The organism is Pantoea sp. UBA5923, assembly GCF_002431095.1.
Classification (GTDB): domain Bacteria; phylum Pseudomonadota; class Gammaproteobacteria; order Enterobacterales; family Enterobacteriaceae; genus Pantoea; species Pantoea piersonii.
Genome location: NZ_DJDN01000053.1, coordinates 33,181 through 48,389, shown reverse-complemented (window position 1 = coordinate 48,389; position 15,209 = coordinate 33,181). Strand labels below are relative to the sequence as shown.

Here is a 15,209-nt window from a genome sequence, read left to right as displayed (position 1 = left end):
GTGGTAACCGGCGGACGCGTGCCCAGCTACCTCGGCTCCAGCGCGGCCTTTGTCGGCGTGGTGATCGCCGTGACCGGCTTTAATGGTCAGGGACTCAATCCGCATCTCAGCGTCGCGCTCGGCGGAATTATCGCCTGTGGGGCGCTCTACACGCTTATCGGTCTGGTGGTGATGAAAGTCGGCACGCGCTGGATTGAGCGCCTGATGCCGCCTGTGGTCACCGGCGCCGTGGTGATGGCGATTGGGCTTAACCTCGCGCCCATCGCGGTACACAGCGTGGCGGCATCGGGCTTTGAGAGCTGGATGGCGGTGATGACGGTGCTCGCTATCGGGCTGGTGGCGGTTTTTACGCATGGCATGGTGCAGCGTCTGCTGATCCTAGTGGGGTTAATCGTCGCCTGGGCGCTTTACGCGCTGCTGACCAACGTGCTGGGGTTCGGCAAGCCGGTCGATTTTAGCGGCGTCGCGCAGGCGGCCTGGTTCGGCATGCCGCACACCACCGCGCCTGGTTTTGATATCCAGGCGATGGTAATGATTGCGCCGGTGGCGATTATTCTGGTTGCGGAGAATCTTGGCCATCTGAAGGCCGTCGCGGGCATGACCGGGCGCAATCTCGATCCCTGGATGGGCCGCGCTTTTGTCGGCGATGGCCTGGCGACGCTTATCTCCGGCTCCATCGGCGGCAGCGGCGTCACGACCTATGCGGAAAATATCGGCGTTATGGCGGTCACCAAAGTCTATTCCACGCTGGCGTTCGTCGCGGCGGCGGTAATCGCCCTGATACTCGGTTTTTCGCCGAAGTTCGGCGCGCTGATCCACGCCATTCCCGCGCCGGTTATCGGCGGCGCCTCGATTGTGGTGTTCGGCCTGATAGCGGTTGCGGGCGCGCGGATTTGGGTGCAGAACCATGTGGACTTTAGCCAGAACGGCAATCTGATTATGGTCGCCACGACGCTGGTGCTGGGCGCAGGCGATTTCTCGCTGAAGATCGGTGGCTTTACCCTGGGCGGCATCGGCACCGCCACCTTTGGCGCTATCCTGCTCAACGCCATCCTGCGCCGTCGCGGCGCGGCCCTGACGGAGCGCCCGGCGCGACAGCAGGGATAATTATTTCAGCGGCGCGGCGGGCGCCGCTTTTTTTCGCCTCAGCTTCAGCTCGCTGACGATAACGCCGCAGACGATCAGCGCGCCGCCAAGGATCGCGGCCGCAGGCAGCCTCTCCCCCGCGATGCGCCCTACCACGCCCGCCCAGACCGGCTCGCCAGCATATATCACGGTGGCGCGCGTCGGCGACACGCTGCGCTGCGCCCAGTTCATCGTCACCTGTATCAGCGCGCTGGCCGCGCCGAGGCCCAGCGCACTCAGCAGCAGGGTCGGACTGAGCGCCGGAAGCGACTCGCCGTTCGGCACCATCAGCGCGAAGGCAGACAGCGAGGCGACCGCAAGCTGAATCAGCGTGACGCGACGCACATCGACCTGCCCGGCAAAGCGGCTTATCAGGATAATTTCGGCGGCAATCGCCAGCGTGCTGAGTAAGGTAGCGATTTCGCCCTTGTTAAGGCTGATACGGCCATCCTGCGGGCCAGCCACCAGCAGCAGCCCGAGGAAGGCCAGAAGAATGCCGCACCACGCCATTAATCCCGGCGGACGCCGCAGAAACAGCCACTGCAACAGCGGCACGACCGGCACATAGAGCGCGGTCAAAAAGGCGGACTGGCTGCTGGAAATGGTCTGCATGCCCCAGGTTTGCAGGCCGTAACCGCCCGCAATCGACAGGCCGATCAGCGCGCCAGCGACCAGCTCTTGCCGCGTGGTGCCCGCCAGCGTGCGCCGAAACAGAAAGCCGAGAATGAGCGCGGCGGTGGCAAAGCGCAGACCGACGAAAAAGAACGGCCCTGACCAGGCCATTGCGCGATGCACCACCAGGAAGGTGCCGCCCCAGATCATGGTAATAAAAATCAGCACCAGCTCTTCGCGCGTTACGCGCAGGGCCAGGGTGCGGGAAACGTCCGACATATCTCACCTTCAGCGATTCAACGGGCGCCATTGTGCGCAGGTCGAGACGGGAATGCAATGCATCAGAAAAACCGCAAATTTTGCGATCTCGCCGCAGGGCTGGAAAGCTCTTCTATACTTCTGCTTAGGTTTTCACATCCTATGGAGAGCGCAATGGCCAGAATTCTGGTGCTTTATTACTCAATGTATGGACATATCGAAACCATGGCGAACGCGGTTGCGGAAGGCGCGCGCCGCGTTCCGGGCGTTGACGTCGATATCCGGCGCGTGCCGGAAACCATGGATGCGGAGCGTTTCGCCCAGGTCGGCGGAAAAACCGATCAGGCAGCGCCGGAAGCGACGCCTGAAATATTGCCGCAGTATGACGCCATTCTGATCGGCACGCCGACGCGCTTCGGCAATATGTCCGGACAGATGCGCACCTTCTGGGATCGCACCGGCGGCTTATGGGCATCCGGCGCGCTGTACGGCAAGGTCGCCAGCGTCTTCACATCAACCGGAACCGGCGGCGGCCAGGAGCAGACCATTACCTCGGTCTGGACCACGCTGGCGCACCACGGCATGGTCATTGTTCCGATTGGTTACGGTACGAAAGAGCTGTTCGATATCTCGCAGGTTCGCGGCGGCACCCCCTACGGTGCCACCACCCTGGCGGGAGGCGACGGCTCGCGCCAGCCCACGGAAGAGGAACTGAACATCGCCCGCTATCAGGGCGAGCACGTTGCCGGGCTGACGGTAAAACTCAAAGGGTAAGTTCATTCAGGAGAAGATTATGTCAAACGATCAAGCGAAAGCACACCACGTTGGCGAATGGGCCACGCTGCGTCACACCTCCCCGGAAATCGCGGAAGCCATTTTCGAAGTGGCCAACTATGACGAAAGGCTGGCAGAAGAGATCTGGCGTCAGCAAGGCAATGATGACGTGCTGTTTCGCGCCTTTGACAAGACGGACGCCGACGTCCTGACATGGGACGACACGCCGGTAGAGCGTAAAAATATCTGATTGCGAGGCGGGATTTCCCGCCTCACCTTTTTTTACTGACCAAGGAGAATTTATGTCTTCCTATCAGAGCATTAACCCCGCGAATAATCAGCTGCTGAAAAGCTGGCCGTCTCACGACGCCGCAGCGGTAAGCCAGGCGCTGGAGACCGCCGATCGTCTGTTCCACTCTTCATGGAGCAAAGGCGATATGCAGCCACGTCTGCAGGTGCTGGCGAAGCTGGCCGATCTGATTGAAAGCCGGGTTGACGAGCTGGCCGCTATCGCCAGCAAGGAGATGGGCAAGCTAATTGGTCAGAGCCGTGGGGAAGTGAAGATTTGCGCGCAGATCGCGCGTTATTACGCTGAACACGCGGCGGAGATTCTGAAACCACAGCCCTACCCCAGCGAGCTGGGCGAGGCCTGGGTTGAGTACCATCCGATTGGCGTGCTGGTCGCCGTCGAGCCGTGGAATTTCCCTTACTATCAGCTGATGCGCGTGCTGGCGCCTAATCTTGCGCTGGGCAATCCGGTGCTGGCGAAGCACGCGAATATCGTGCCCCACTGCGCCGACGTGTTTGACAAGCTGGTTAAAGAAGCGGGCGCGCCGGAAGGCGCCTGGACAAACCTGTTTATCGACAGCGACCAGGTGGCAGAGCTGATCGCCGACGACCGCGTGCAGGGCGTCGCGCTGACGGGTTCAGAACGCGCCGGCAGCGCCGTGGCGCAGCAGGCGGGTAAATATCTCAAGAAATCGACGCTGGAACTGGGCGGCAACGACGTCTTTGTGGTACTTGACGACGCCGATATCGACGAGGCGGTGCGTCAGGGCGCGCAGGCTCGTCTCAGCAACTGCGGCCAGGTCTGTACCGCCGCCAAGCGTTTTATTCTGCATGAAAAGATTGCCAGCGCCTTTATTGATAAATTCAGCGCAGCGCTGAAAGCGGCGCGTCTGGGCGATCCGCTGGACGAACAGACCACGCTTGGCCCGCTCTCCTCAAAAGATGCGCGCGATCGCCTGACGAAACAGGTCGATGAAGCGGTGCAGAACGGCGCGACGCTGCTGATCGGCGGCAAAGCGGTCGAGGGCGTTGGCTGTTACTTCCAGCCCACTATCCTGACCGATATCAGGCCGGACAATCCCGCTTACTATCAGGAGTTCTTTGGGCCAGTGGCGCAGATTTACGTGGTGGGCGACGATAACGCCGCCGTTGCGCTGGCTAACGACTCCCATTACGGGCTGGGCGGCTCTGTCTGGACGCGCGACACCGCGCGCGGCCGTCGCGTCGCCTCGGCAATTGAGACCGGAATGGTATTTATCAACTCACAGAGCGATACCGCGGCCGAACTGCCGTTTGGTGGCGTTAAGCGTTCCGGCTATGGCCGCGAGCTGTCCGATCTCGGCATTAAAGAGTTCGCTAACCAGAAGCTAGTGGTGATCGCAGGTTAATCTGCTTCGCCCATAAAAAAACCCCGCCGCGGCGGGGTTTTTTACATCTGCAGGTTTTACTGCGTGACGGTCTGTTTCGCGTCGCTGTTCTGAGCGGACTCAACGGGCTTTTGAGCAGGCGCGTCGGCGGGCTTATCGGTGCCGGCCTTGTCTGCCGCCGCTTTATCGGCTGCGACTTTCTCGGCGGCCGCTTTTTGCGCAGCGGCGCGCTCCGCCTTCGCTTTCTCCTCAGCGGCTTTCGCCTTCTCTTCTGCGGCTTTCGCTTCAGCGGCTTTCTGCGCGGCAGCTTTTTCCGCTGCGGCCTTCTCTGCTGCGGCCTTTTCCGCTGCAGCTTTGTCTGCTGCGGCTTTGTCTGCGGCAGCTTTATCAGCAGCAGGCTTGCTCTCCGCCGGCTTGTCGGCGTCGCTATTGCCCGCAGCTGCAGCGGCTGGCTGCTGCTGCGCGGCTGGCTCCATCGGCGTACCCTGCAGCGCGCCGTTCAGCGCCTGAGTAAACTGCTCCCAGCTACAGTAGCCGTTGCCGTCCGTCGGGCAGCCTTCCAGCTGCAGCGTTACGCGCTTCGGCGGGTTTTTCAAGCTCAGCATCTCGCCGTCGCGCAGCTGATCGGCGGTCTGATAGACATACTCCAGCTTCAGCAGATCTTTGTTGTTTTTCGCATCGTGCCAGCGTTCAAACACGACCTGGCCGCCGATTGGCGTATTTTCCCAGGTGCCCGGCAGTTCATAAGGCTTGACCTGCAGCGCGCTCAGCAGCGAGGCGATGTTGGAGTCGTGTCCCACCATCAGGGTGATTTTCGGCGCGTTGGCTTTGTCCTGATCCACCAGCTGGCTGCGGATGTAATCTACCAGCGGCGCGGCGACTTCGCGCGCGACGTCCGGACTGGTGAACAGGGCATCCTGATAGCCATTTTTAATGGCAGAGAGGGATTTCCACTGCTCTGGCGTCTTGATCTGGCCCCAGGCGATCTGCTCAAGCGGGAAGCCTTCATAATATTGCAGCGTAAAGGCGTCCATTAAGGCATTGCCCACTTTCAGCGGGCCGCTTACGTTCGGCTCTTTGCCGTTTTCCGCGCTGAACACGTTATCGCCGCTGCTCAGATCGCACTGTTTTTTGTTGTTGCAGGCTGGCGCGGATTTGTAATCGACGATTTTATCCAGCTGCTGCAGCGCGGGCTTCAGCGCCAGCTTCTCGTTTTCCGCCGTCATCGCCGCCAGCGCCTTTTTGTTAAAGGCTTCGCTGTCGTCGGTAATCACCGGATTGAACACCGGATCCATCGTGCCCATCGCATCCTGATGGGTCACGGCAATATCACAGCCCGGGAAAGCGCCGTTGACAAAGAACTGAGCCGTCGCGACGGTGCGCTGCAGGCTGTTGGCATAGACGAAAACGTTGCTGCTGTCGGGGCAGCTGCCGTTTTGCACCAGGCCCTGCTGCGCCAGCCACTGGCGCGTGTAGTTGCCCATATAGACTTCCAGCACGCCGCCTTTGGTGGTGAGTTGTCCGCCAGGAACGCTCCACTGCGGCCAGCTTTTCTTCGTCGACTGTTCCAGCACGCTGCCGTTATCGGCCAGCGGCGCGCGCAGGTTGTGACGGCTAAACATCAGTACCTGTTGCAGCTGCATGTCGCCATCAGCGGCCTGTGCCGCCATGCCGATCGGCAGTGCGGCAAGCACCGACAGTGCGCAAAGACTCAGTTTCTTGATCATTGTGCCTATTCCATTTGTTCAGTAGAGAAACACTCTGGCTATCAACCAATTAGCTCTGTTCAGAGCATAGCGACCCACAGTGTAACCTAACCAGGCCGCGAAAAGCGCCCGATGTTTGCAAAAACCGTGTGTGGACTATAGCAGAGTTGACCAAAAGCGGCCTGAGAAGAGCGGAACGCGTAAAAAGCGAAGGGGCAGAAATGCGAAAGGCCAGCACATTGTGCTGGCCTTTCTGGTGTGGCGGAGGAAGAGAGATTCGAACTCTCGGATGGTTTCCCATCGGCGGTTTTCAAGACCGCTGCCTTAAGCCACTCGGCCATCCCTCCGGATTGATGCTTTACGCATCGGCAAAACGACAATAATCGCATCGCCTGTTCCTGACTGAGCAGGAAAATGGCGGAGGAGGAGAGATTCGAACTCTCGGATGGTTTCCCATCGGCGGTTTTCAAGACCGCTGCCTTAAGCCGCTCGGCCACCCCTCCGCAATGAGGCGCACTATAAACATCCCCCCGAAGGATGTAAAGCCTGTGCGAATTCATTCGCCTGAAAAACAGCCAAAACGGCGTTATTCGTTGGCGAAATCGCCATTCCGGTCAGAGAAACAGCGATTTATCGCGTAAAGAAGGGTAAAACGCCTTTCCCGTTTTGGGGCCGCTGCGTATTCTCAGCGCAAACGTCGTGTTCTGATAAAGGAGCGCATTATGGACAGACTTATTACTTCGTCCTCACGGACATCTCTGCTTAGTACTCATAAGGTGCTGCGCAATACCTATTTTCTGCTCGGCCTGACGCTGGCGTTTTCTGCCGTGACCGCCACCGCCAGCACCGTACTGGGCCTGCCCGGTCCGGGTCTGATTTTAATGCTGGTCGGTTTCTACGGCCTGATGTTCCTTACCCACAAGCTGGCTGACAGCCCGATGGGCATCCTGGCGGCCTTCGCTTTCACCGGCTTTCTCGGCTACTGCCTTGGCCCGATCCTGAGCACATTTTTAGCCGCAGGCATGGCTGACGTGATTGCGCTGGCGTTAGGCGGCACCGCGCTGGTTTTCTTCTGCTGCTCGGCCTACGTGCTGACCACGCGCCGCGATATGTCCTTCCTCGGCGGCATGATGATGGCGGGCTTTGTCGTGCTGCTGGTGGCGGTTATCGCTAACCTGTTCCTGCAGCTGCCTGCGCTGCACATGGCGATTAGCGCGCTGTTTATTCTCTTTTCAGCCGGCGCGATCCTGTGGGAAACCAGCAATATCATTCATGGCGGCGAAACCAACTATATTCGCGCCACCGTCAGCCTTTACGTCTCGCTCTACAATATCTTTGTCAGCCTGCTGAGCCTGTTGGGCTTTGCGCGCAACGATTAATGACGCGCTGAGCCGCAAATAGCCTGACTGGTATCCCTACCCCGCTTCGGCGGGGTTTTGCTTTTTCTGGCGGCGCAATTTGCTAGAATGCCGCCGTATCAGGCAGTAAGGAGCAGATGTGGAATTTAACGGTAATACTATCGACGTTGACGGCGAAGGCTATTTAAAAAATCGCGATGACTGGAGCGAGGCCCTTGCTGAGCAGATCGCCCAAAATGAGGGCATCGCGCTGAGCGACGCGCACTGGGAAGTGGTGCGTTTCGTACGCGCCTTCTATCTGGAGTACAACACCTCGCCCGCTATTCGCATGCTGGTAAAAGCGATGGCGCAAAAGTATGGCGAAGAGAAAGGCAACAGCCGCTATCTCTTCCGTCTCTTTCCGGACGGCCCGGCGAAACAGGCGACTAAAATCGCCGGCCTGCCTAAACCGGCGAAGTGTCTCTGATCAACCGGTCGTAAAACGGCGCGGCGGCTCCGCAGGCTGATGCGGCTCCATCAGGACGCGATCGACGCGGGCGCCGCGCGGCCCGCCCGCTTTCAGCCACGCGATAAGCGCGTCGACCTTTTCCGGCTCGCCCCAGGCCAGCACCTCGACGCTGCCGTCATCAAGGTTACGAGCGTAACCCAGCACGCCAAGCTGCGACGCCTGCGCCTGGGTGCTGTAGCGAAATCCCACACCCTGCACCCTGCCATGCACCCAGATTTTATAACAGGCTGTTGTCATCACTCTCTCCTGCCGCTGTGCGTTGCAATTTCCCGTTATCCGCCGGACAATGGCGCCTCATTTTTTCAGGTAAGCATAGCAAACTATGACCGTTCGATTGATTCTCGCTAAGGGACGTGAAAAATCCCTGCTCCGCCGCCATCCGTGGGTGTTTTCCGGTGCCGTCGCGCGCCTTGAAGGTAAAGCGCAGCTGGGGGAAACCCTTGACGTCTGTGACCATAACGGCAAATTCCTTGCGCGCGCGGCGTATTCGCCGCAGTCGCAAATTCGCGCCCGCGTCTGGAGCTGGCAACAGGATGAATCGATTGATATCGCCTTCTTCGTGCGCCGTTTCGAACAGGCGCGGCAGTGGCGCGACTGGCTGGCGCAAAAAGACGGGCTAGACAGCTACCGTCTGATCGCTGGCGAGTCTGACGGTTTGCCCGGCGTCACCATCGATCGCTTCGGCAACTTCCTGGTGCTGCAACTGCTCTCAGCAGGCGCGGAATATCAGCGTCCCGCGATTCTCTCCGCGCTGCAGCACTGCTTTCCGCAATGCGCTATCTATGACCGTTCCGATGTGGCGGTGCGTAAAAAAGAGGGGCTGGAGCTGACGCAAGGCCCGGTCACCGGTGAAATCCCGCCGCCGCTGCTGCCGATTACCGAACACGGCATGAAGCTGCTGGTCGATATTCAGGGCGGGCATAAAACCGGCTACTACCTCGATCAGCGCGACAGCCGCCTGGCGACGCGTCGCTATGCGCAGGATGCGCGTGTGCTCAACTGCTTCTCCTATACCGGCGGGTTTGCCGTCTCGGCGCTGATGGGCGGCTGTCGCGAAGTGATCAGCGTGGATACATCGCAGGAAGCGCTCGACGTGGCGCGCCAGAATGTGGAACTTAACGAGCTGGACGTCTCGCGCGCGCATTTCCTGCGCGATGATGTGTTCAAGCTGCTGCGCCGCTACCGCGACGCCGGTGAGAAGTTCGATCTGATCGTGATGGATCCGCCAAAATTCGTCGAAAACAAAAATCAGCTGGCGGGCGCCTGCCGCGGTTATAAAGATATCAATATGCTGGCGATGCAGCTGCTTAACCCCGGCGGCATTCTGATGACCTTCTCCTGTTCTGGCCTGATGGCGACCGAACTGTTCCAGAAAATCGTGGCCGACGCCGCGCTGGACGCGGGTCGTGAAGCGCAGTTTATCGAGCAGTTCCGCCAGGCGGCCGATCACCCGGTTATCGCCAGCTATCCTGAGGGTCTCTACCTGAAAGGTTTTGCATGTCGTGTGGTGTGACTTGAAAAAGCGCCTTCTGACGCCATATTGATCAGGAGGCAGTTTTTCTGGAGGTCACTATGATTGCCACTAAATTTGGTATTGGTCAGCAGGTTCGGCATCGTCTTTCAGGCGTGCTGGGCGTAATAGTGGATGTCGATCCTGAATATTCACTGGATACGCCGAAGCTGGATGAGGTTGGAGCGGCTGAAACGCTGCGCCGCGCGCCCTGGTATCATGTGGTGATGGAAGATGAAGAAGGCGATCAGGTGCATACCTATATCGCAGAGATTCAGCTTTCCGGCGAAACCAGTTCAGAGCATCCGGAACAGCCGGAGATGGACGAACTGGCCGCATCGATCCGCCAGCAGCTGCAGGCGCCGCGCCTGCGGCATTAATCACAGGCGGCAATAAGAGGCCGCCTGTGAATTCTATTGCTTCTGTCGCGTTACGCCCAGCCGCGGAATCTCTATTTTAGGACAGCGATCCATAATAACGGTCAGACCGGCATCCTGCGCCAGCACGGCGGCCTGTTCGTTGATCACGCCCTGCTGCAGCCAGAGCGTATCTGCGCCCGCAGCGATCGCTTCCTGCGCCACGCCCCACGCCGCTTCTGAATTGCGAAACACATCCACCATGTCGATTTTTCCCGGCACCTCTTCCAGCTTCGCGTAAGCTTTCTGCCCCAGCAGCGTTTGACCGGCAAGTTTCGGACTGACCGGAATGACCTCGTAGCCCTGATCCAGCAGATATTTCATCACGCCGTAGCTCGGCCGGTCTGGACGATCGCTGGCGCCGACCAGTGCAATGCGTTGAGTGCGCGTCAGCACGTCACGAATAGTTTGATCGTTCATCTTTTTCTCCTCATTTCAGAGCATTAAATGTAGTGGCGACTTTTCCTGCCGCTTCTCTCCAGAGAGCAATATTTTGCACTGGCGCACAAAAACATATGTTCAAATGTAAATTTACTGCCATAATGTAAGAATTTGCTACACACAAAACTTTGCGCCCTATTCTGGAGTCTACATGAAACTCTCTCTGGTCGTGACGGGGTTGACTGTTCTCCTCGTCTCGGCAACCTGCCAGGCCATCACGCTGAAGCTTGATCCGCAGATTGACCTGCTGGTACTGGACGGGCGCAAGATTTCCGGCTCGCTGCTGAAAGGCGCCGATAGCCTTGAGCTGGAGCGCGGCCAGCATCAGTTTCTGTTCCGGGTTGAGCAGCTGCGCGACGCCCATAAAGATGCGTCGCTGCGCTATCAGTCAGCGCCAATGATCGTAACTTTCAACGCGCAGGTGAAAACCATCACTATCCGTCTGCCTGCGCTGGAGACTCGCCGCGAGCGCCACCATTTCGATCGCACGCTCAATTTCCAGCTGGTAGATGAACATGGACAGTCGATTGATATCAGGCGCGATCGCCTGCCGCTTTCCGATGAAAGCGATATGGAAAAGGCGATGATACTTTACAACCGCAACGGCCAGGTCGCCTCTGTCCCTCAGTTCGCTGCCGTACGCGACGGCGCGTCAGCCACCCCACCCGTCGAGGCTGAATTCGTCTGGGTTGATGAAGCGCAGTCGCCGACCATTAAGGAGTGGTTTCATCGCTTCGATCAAGCCACCCGTCAGCAATTTATGTCGCTGGTCAAATTGTTAAGGACAAGTTGATAGGCGGGAAAGGCGCAGGGTAAACTCGTGCCTCTCTTCTCGGCACGCGATTTTACCAGGACGCCTTTATGGAACAGACCATTCGTACGCTTGGCCCCAGCAAACATATCGCGCTCGTTGCGCACGATCACTGCAAGGCTTCACTGCTTGACTGGGTGAAACAAAACCAGCCCACGCTTGAATCTCATATCCTTTACGCCACCGGCACCACCGGCAATCTGATTAATCGCCATACCGGATTAAACGTTAACGCGATGCTGAGCGGCCCGATGGGCGGCGATCAGCAGGTCGGCGCGCTGATTGCGGAAGGGAAAATCGATGTGCTGATCTTCTTCTGGGATCCGCTGAATGCGGTGCCGCATGACCCCGATGTCAAAGCGCTGCTGCGTCTCGCGACCGTCTGGAATATCCCTGTCGCTACTAACCTCGCGACGGCCAATTTTATTATTCAGTCGCCGCTGTTTGCGCAGCCGGTAGAGATTGCTATCCCAGACTATGAGCGCTACCTGCAGGCGCGCCTTAACTGATCAGGCTTTACGCAGCAGCGGCACGCCGAGCTGACGAAACTGCTCGACAAAGCGTGACGGCTGCTCGCGATCGTAGAGCAACCATACCTGCTGACGCGCACGCGTTAACGCCACATAAGCCAGACGCCGCTCCTCGGCATCCGGGAAATCTTCCGGCTGCGGCAATAATGCCTGCTCTATTACCGATTCACGCGCCGCGGCGGGAAAGCCCTCTTTTCCCGCCTGTAGACCCAGCAGGATAACAAAATCGGCCTGCTGTCCTTTACTGGCGTGGATAGTCATAAAGTCGAGGTTGAGCTTCGGCCAGCGGGTTTTGGCTTTATCCAGCACCTCCGGGCGCAGATGGTGATAACGTGCCAGCAGCAGCACGCGTTCATCAGGCTTAGCGTAACCGCTCAGCTTGTTCAGCAGCGGCTCCAGCTGCTCCTGCGGCAACAGGCCTGTCGCCTTTTTAGTGCCCTTCGTCAGGCTGTTAAGCGGCTTACGCAACTGATGCGGATTCTGCTGGACGAACCGGTTCGCGATATCGCCGATGCGATCGTTGAAGCGATAGGTGGTATCCAGCACGCAGCGATCTCCCTCGCCGAAATAGTGATGAAAGGCGGTGGTCAGCGTCATCTCCGCGCCGGTGAAGCGATAGATTGCCTGCCAGTCATCACCCACGGCGAACAAGGTGGTGCGCTTGTTCTGCTGGCGCAGCGCCGCAAGCAGAGCGGCACGCTGCGGTGAGATATCCTGAAATTCATCCACCAGGATATGCTTCCACGGGCTGATAAAACGCCCTTTATTCAGGATGGCGATCGCCTGATGGATCAGCCCGGAAAAATCTACCGCGCCCTCCTCTTTCAGCGCGCTCTTCCAGGCTTTCAACAGCGGTGCCATCAGCTTCACTCGCTTGCTGAACAGTTCGCGTACCTCTTCCGGCGCCTCGGCGATCATTGCCGCCTGCGCGCCGCCGTGCATCCGCATCAGCCCCAGCCAGCGTTCAAGACGCGACGCCAGCCGTTTCGCCAGCCTGTCGTCCTGCCAGAAATGGCCTTCGGGCAGCTCCCACTCCAGCTCGTCGCGTAGCCATTGCCGCCAGCCGTTCGCCTGCGCTTTTTTCTCGTCGCACTGCTGACGCCAGATGTCGATAAGCAGCGCGTGACGCGCCGCAGTATCGCTTTCCAGGTTGCTGATTGTCGGCTGCTTATTGCTGCCTTCGCGGATAATATGCAGCGCCAGCGCGTGGAAGGTGCGCGCCTGAATGTCGGCGACGCCCAGCCGCGACCGGATGCGGTCGTTCATCTCTTCTGCCGCCTGACGGCCAAACGCCAGCAGCAAAATCTGATCGGGCGCGGCCAGTTTGCGCCGCAGCAGCCAGCCCGCCCGCGCCACCAGCACCGACGTTTTGCCGCTGCCTGCGCCCGCCAGCACCAGCACCGCGTCTTCGCCGTTAACCACGGCTTCGCTCTGCGACGCGTTGAGCGGCGACGTTTCCACCGTGGCGAAAAAGTCGTGATGTTCCTGCAGCATACGCGCCGTCCAGTCGCGGTTGCGCTGACGCAGCGCCGTTTCACCCTGCTCAAGCCAGCGCTGGCAATCAAGGTAGAGCGTGCGGCAGTCGCTAAACTCCTCCAGGCGCGCCAGCGGCAGCGGCAGCGCGGTGAACTGTTTTTCGATGGTGGTGCGCAGCGCCTGTAGCTCGCCGCGTTTGAGCCAGCGATCCTGCTCGCCGAAGCGGTCGATCTCCTGCTTTAGCTCGCTTAACACTGCGGCGCAAATAGCGCTCATCTCGGCGCTCCACGTCTGCCAGGCCTGAAGCAGATAGTGATAAAAGCGCTGCGTCTCCTGCCATTCGGTGCCGTGCAGCCGCACAACTTTGTTGTCAGGCAGTAAAAACTCCAGTTCGCCCCAGACCATGCCGCGCTTGCAGCTGATATTCAGCAGTTCGTTAAAAGGGATCAGGTATTCGTGCCGGTCGCCGCTTACTTCCACCCCAGCCGCCAGCAGGCGAACCCGGTTATAGGGATGCTGGGCAAGCCGTTTGCCCATCGATGTCGCTTTGAGTTCCATGTCCACACCGTCGAACCTGAAAAAAGAATATCGGGAGTTTACCTGTCAGACTCTTGGCGCTCCAGCCTTAAAACAGGCTAAACTTGGCGACACATCTTGCGGAAAGCAAAAGGAAAAGAACGCCATGCGCACAGTGTTGAACATTCTTAATTTTATTCTCGGCGGGTTTATCACCACCCTTTGCTGGCTGTTCGCCACGCTGGTGAGTATCGTCCTGATCTTTACCCTTCCGCTGACGCGCTCCTGCTGGGAAATCACCAAACTCTCCTTGGTGCCTTACGGCAACGAGGCGGTGCATGTGGACGTGCTGCGCCCGGAGAGTAAAAGCGCGCTGCTCAATACCGGCGGCACCTTTCTCAATATTTTCTGGCTGATCTTTTTCGGCTGGTGGCTCTGTCTGACGCATATCTCTACCGGCATCGTCCAGTGCATCAGCATCATCGGCATTCCGGTGGGGCTTGCTAATTTCAAGATCGCCGCCATTGCACTCTGGCCGGTCGGCCGCCGCGTGGTATCGGTGGAAGAAGCCCGCGCCGCGCGCGAAGCCAGCGCCCGTCGTCGCTACTGAGGCCGCAACATGATGTCCAAAGCCTTGCCGGGCTGGCGCAACTACCTGTTTAACAGCAGCTGGCGTTACCTCCTGCGCATTTTTCTGGCGCTGGCCGGCTGTGCGGCGGTGCCCTGGTGGCTGCATCAGATAGACTGGACTATTCCGCTGACGCTCGGCGTGGTGGCTGCCGCGCTGGCCGATCTGGACGATCGCCTTAGCGGCCGCCTGCGGAATCTGCTGATCACCCTGCTCTGCTTTTGTATCGCATCGGTCTCGGTAGAGCTGTTGTTTCCGCATCCGCTGGCGTTTATGGCCGGGCTGGCGCTCTCAACCTGGGGCTTTATTCTGCTCGGCGCGCTCGGCCAGCGTTACGCCACTATCGCCTTTGGCGCGCTGCTGATTGCGGTCTACACCATGCTGGGCATCGGGCTTTTTTCGCAGTGGTATATGCAGCCGATACTGCTGCTGGTCGGCGCGCTCTGGTACAACATGCTGACGCTGCTCGGCCACCTGATGTTTCCGGTGCGGCCGGTGCAGGAGCAGCTGGCGGGCAGCTATGCGCAGCTGGCGCAGTACCTTGAGGCCAAAGCGAACCTGTTCGATCCCGACGGCGACGCGCAGGATGACGCGACGCTGATCCGCACCGCGATGGTTAACAGCCAGCTGGTGGCGCAGCTTAATTTGACAAAAACCACGCTGCAAAGCCGTCTGCGCGGCGATCGCGGATCGCGCAGCACCCGTCGCAGCCTGCATTACTATTTCGTGGCGCAGGATATTCACGAGCGCGCCAGCTCCTCCCATCTGCAATACCATCTGCTGCGCGATGACTGGCGCTATAACGAAATTCTGTTCCGCTTTCAGCGGCTGTTGAATATGCAGGCGCAGGCGTGCCGCCGGCTGTCGCAGTGTATTTTAATGCGC

General features: G+C 59.1%; 17 protein-coding genes and 2 tRNA genes. 12 read left to right on the top strand and 7 right to left on the bottom strand.

Annotated features, from left to right (window positions below):
- Positions 1–1,107, top strand: a 1,107-nt coding sequence (locus B3797_RS13095) for a solute carrier family 23 protein (RefSeq protein WP_311791304.1), incomplete at its 5' end; no start/stop codon positions are given.
- On the opposite strand, the gene B3797_RS13090 is transcribed toward B3797_RS13095, so the two are convergent.
- A complete protein-coding gene (locus tag B3797_RS13090; protein ID WP_311791303.1) occupies positions 1,108–2,016 on the bottom strand; it encodes a DMT family transporter in 909 nt (302 codons plus the stop codon).
- Between the two features lie 153 nt (positions 2,017–2,169).
- On the opposite strand from B3797_RS13090, the gene wrbA reads away from it, so the two are divergent.
- The 3 genes from wrbA to B3797_RS13075 are packed head-to-tail and all read left to right on the top strand — an operon-like array spanning position 2,170 to position 4,445.
- A complete protein-coding gene (gene wrbA / locus B3797_RS13085; RefSeq protein ID WP_311781805.1) occupies positions 2,170–2,769 on the top strand; it encodes an NAD(P)H:quinone oxidoreductase in 600 nt (199 codons plus the stop codon).
- 19 nt (positions 2,770–2,788) lie between these two features.
- On the top strand, positions 2,789–3,019 hold the full coding sequence (locus B3797_RS13080) for a YccJ family protein (RefSeq protein ID WP_311781806.1): 231 nt from the start codon (positions 2,789–2,791) through the stop codon (positions 3,017–3,019).
- A gap of 52 nt (positions 3,020–3,071) precedes the next feature.
- Positions 3,072–4,445 carry an NAD-dependent succinate-semialdehyde dehydrogenase gene (locus B3797_RS13075; RefSeq protein WP_311791302.1) on the top strand — a complete coding sequence of 458 codons (1,374 nt, stop codon included), beginning with the start codon at positions 3,072–3,074 and terminating at the stop codon, positions 4,443–4,445.
- Positions 4,446–4,501: 56 nt separating this feature from the next.
- On the opposite strand, the gene agp is transcribed toward B3797_RS13075, so the two are convergent.
- The 3 genes from agp to B3797_RS13060 form a co-directional block, all read right to left on the bottom strand.
- A complete protein-coding gene (gene agp / locus B3797_RS13070; RefSeq protein ID WP_311791301.1) occupies positions 4,502–6,151 on the bottom strand; it encodes a bifunctional glucose-1-phosphatase/inositol phosphatase in 1,650 nt (549 codons plus the stop codon).
- Positions 6,152–6,389: 238 nt separating this feature from the next.
- Positions 6,390–6,477 (bottom strand) — tRNA-Ser (locus B3797_RS13065).
- 68 nt (positions 6,478–6,545) lie between these two features.
- A tRNA-Ser gene (locus B3797_RS13060) sits at positions 6,546–6,633 on the bottom strand.
- Between the two features lie 219 nt (positions 6,634–6,852).
- On the opposite strand from B3797_RS13060, the gene yccA reads away from it, so the two are divergent.
- Positions 6,853–7,509 carry an FtsH protease modulator YccA gene (gene yccA, locus B3797_RS13055; protein WP_311791300.1) on the top strand — a complete coding sequence of 219 codons (657 nt, stop codon included), beginning with the start codon at positions 6,853–6,855 and terminating at the stop codon, positions 7,507–7,509.
- 118 nt (positions 7,510–7,627) lie between these two features.
- Positions 7,628–7,954 (top strand): sulfurtransferase TusE, encoded by a 327-nt coding sequence (gene tusE, locus B3797_RS13050; protein WP_311791299.1) that lies wholly within the window; start codon positions 7,628–7,630, stop codon positions 7,952–7,954.
- Here the strand turns inward: tusE and yccX are convergent, their stop codons facing one another.
- Entirely contained in the window at positions 7,955–8,233 is a 279-nt protein-coding gene (yccX, locus tag B3797_RS13045; RefSeq protein WP_311781811.1) for an acylphosphatase, read from the bottom strand.
- Positions 8,234–8,318: 85 nt separating this feature from the next.
- On the opposite strand from yccX, the gene rlmI reads away from it, so the two are divergent.
- Together rlmI and hspQ are read left to right on the top strand one after the other, a co-directional pair.
- Entirely contained in the window at positions 8,319–9,509 is a 1,191-nt protein-coding gene (gene rlmI, locus B3797_RS13040; protein ID WP_311791298.1) for a 23S rRNA (cytosine(1962)-C(5))-methyltransferase RlmI, read from the top strand.
- Positions 9,510–9,568: 59 nt separating this feature from the next.
- The gene (hspQ, locus tag B3797_RS13035) at positions 9,569–9,886 is read left to right on the top strand and encodes a heat shock protein HspQ (protein WP_311781813.1); all 318 of its coding nucleotides are present in this window, start codon (positions 9,569–9,571) and stop codon (positions 9,884–9,886) included.
- Between the two features lie 33 nt (positions 9,887–9,919).
- On the opposite strand, the gene B3797_RS13030 is transcribed toward hspQ, so the two are convergent.
- A complete protein-coding gene (locus B3797_RS13030; protein ID WP_311781814.1) occupies positions 9,920–10,342 on the bottom strand; it encodes a CoA-binding protein in 423 nt (140 codons plus the stop codon).
- Between the two features lie 172 nt (positions 10,343–10,514).
- Between B3797_RS13030 and B3797_RS13025 the strand changes: the two genes are divergently transcribed.
- Both B3797_RS13025 and mgsA read left to right on the top strand, forming a co-directional pair.
- The gene (locus tag B3797_RS13025; RefSeq protein ID WP_311791297.1) at positions 10,515–11,156 is read left to right on the top strand and encodes a DUF2057 family protein; all 642 of its coding nucleotides are present in this window, start codon (positions 10,515–10,517) and stop codon (positions 11,154–11,156) included.
- Positions 11,157–11,224: 68 nt separating this feature from the next.
- Positions 11,225–11,683: a methylglyoxal synthase gene (mgsA, locus tag B3797_RS13020; RefSeq protein ID WP_311781816.1), complete on the top strand. Its 459-nt coding sequence runs from the start codon at positions 11,225–11,227 to the stop codon at positions 11,681–11,683.
- On the opposite strand, the gene helD is transcribed toward mgsA, so the two are convergent.
- Entirely contained in the window at positions 11,684–13,738 is a 2,055-nt protein-coding gene (gene helD / locus B3797_RS13015; RefSeq protein ID WP_311791306.1) for a DNA helicase IV, read from the bottom strand.
- 124 nt (positions 13,739–13,862) lie between these two features.
- Here helD and B3797_RS13010 point away from each other — a divergent pair, with 124 nt between their 5' ends.
- Both B3797_RS13010 and B3797_RS13005 read left to right on the top strand, forming a co-directional pair.
- On the top strand, positions 13,863–14,306 hold the full coding sequence (locus B3797_RS13010; protein WP_126688659.1) for a YccF domain-containing protein: 444 nt from the start codon (positions 13,863–13,865) through the stop codon (positions 14,304–14,306).
- Between the two features lie 9 nt (positions 14,307–14,315).
- Positions 14,316–15,209: FUSC family membrane protein (locus B3797_RS13005; RefSeq protein ID WP_311791296.1), on the top strand; the 894-nt coding region annotated here is incomplete at its 3' end.

Coding starts and splice junctions, on each gene's coding strand:
- wrbA (WP_311781805.1), top strand. CDS start 2,170: ATGGCCAGAATTCTGGTGCTTTATTACTCAATGTATGGACATATCGAA.
- B3797_RS13075 (WP_311791302.1), top strand. CDS start 3,072: ATGTCTTCCTATCAGAGCATTAACCCCGCGAATAATCAGCTGCTGAAA.
- yccA (WP_311791300.1), top strand. CDS start 6,853: ATGGACAGACTTATTACTTCGTCCTCACGGACATCTCTGCTTAGTACT.
- B3797_RS13030 (WP_311781814.1), bottom strand. CDS start 10,342: ATGAACGATCAAACTATTCGTGACGTGCTGACGCGCACTCAACGCATT.
- yccX (WP_311781811.1), bottom strand. CDS start 8,233: ATGACAACAGCCTGTTATAAAATCTGGGTGCATGGCAGGGTGCAGGGT.
- B3797_RS13090 (WP_311791303.1), bottom strand. CDS start 2,016: ATGTCGGACGTTTCCCGCACCCTGGCCCTGCGCGTAACGCGCGAAGAG.
- B3797_RS13025 (WP_311791297.1), top strand. CDS start 10,515: ATGAAACTCTCTCTGGTCGTGACGGGGTTGACTGTTCTCCTCGTCTCG.
- rlmI (WP_311791298.1), top strand. CDS start 8,319: ATGACCGTTCGATTGATTCTCGCTAAGGGACGTGAAAAATCCCTGCTC.
- agp (WP_311791301.1), bottom strand. CDS start 6,151: ATGATCAAGAAACTGAGTCTTTGCGCACTGTCGGTGCTTGCCGCACTG.
- B3797_RS13010 (WP_126688659.1), top strand. CDS start 13,863: ATGCGCACAGTGTTGAACATTCTTAATTTTATTCTCGGCGGGTTTATC.
- hspQ (WP_311781813.1), top strand. CDS start 9,569: ATGATTGCCACTAAATTTGGTATTGGTCAGCAGGTTCGGCATCGTCTT.
- mgsA (WP_311781816.1), top strand. CDS start 11,225: ATGGAACAGACCATTCGTACGCTTGGCCCCAGCAAACATATCGCGCTC.
- helD (WP_311791306.1), bottom strand. CDS start 13,738: ATGGAACTCAAAGCGACATCGATGGGCAAACGGCTTGCCCAGCATCCC.
- B3797_RS13080 (WP_311781806.1), top strand. CDS start 2,789: ATGTCAAACGATCAAGCGAAAGCACACCACGTTGGCGAATGGGCCACG.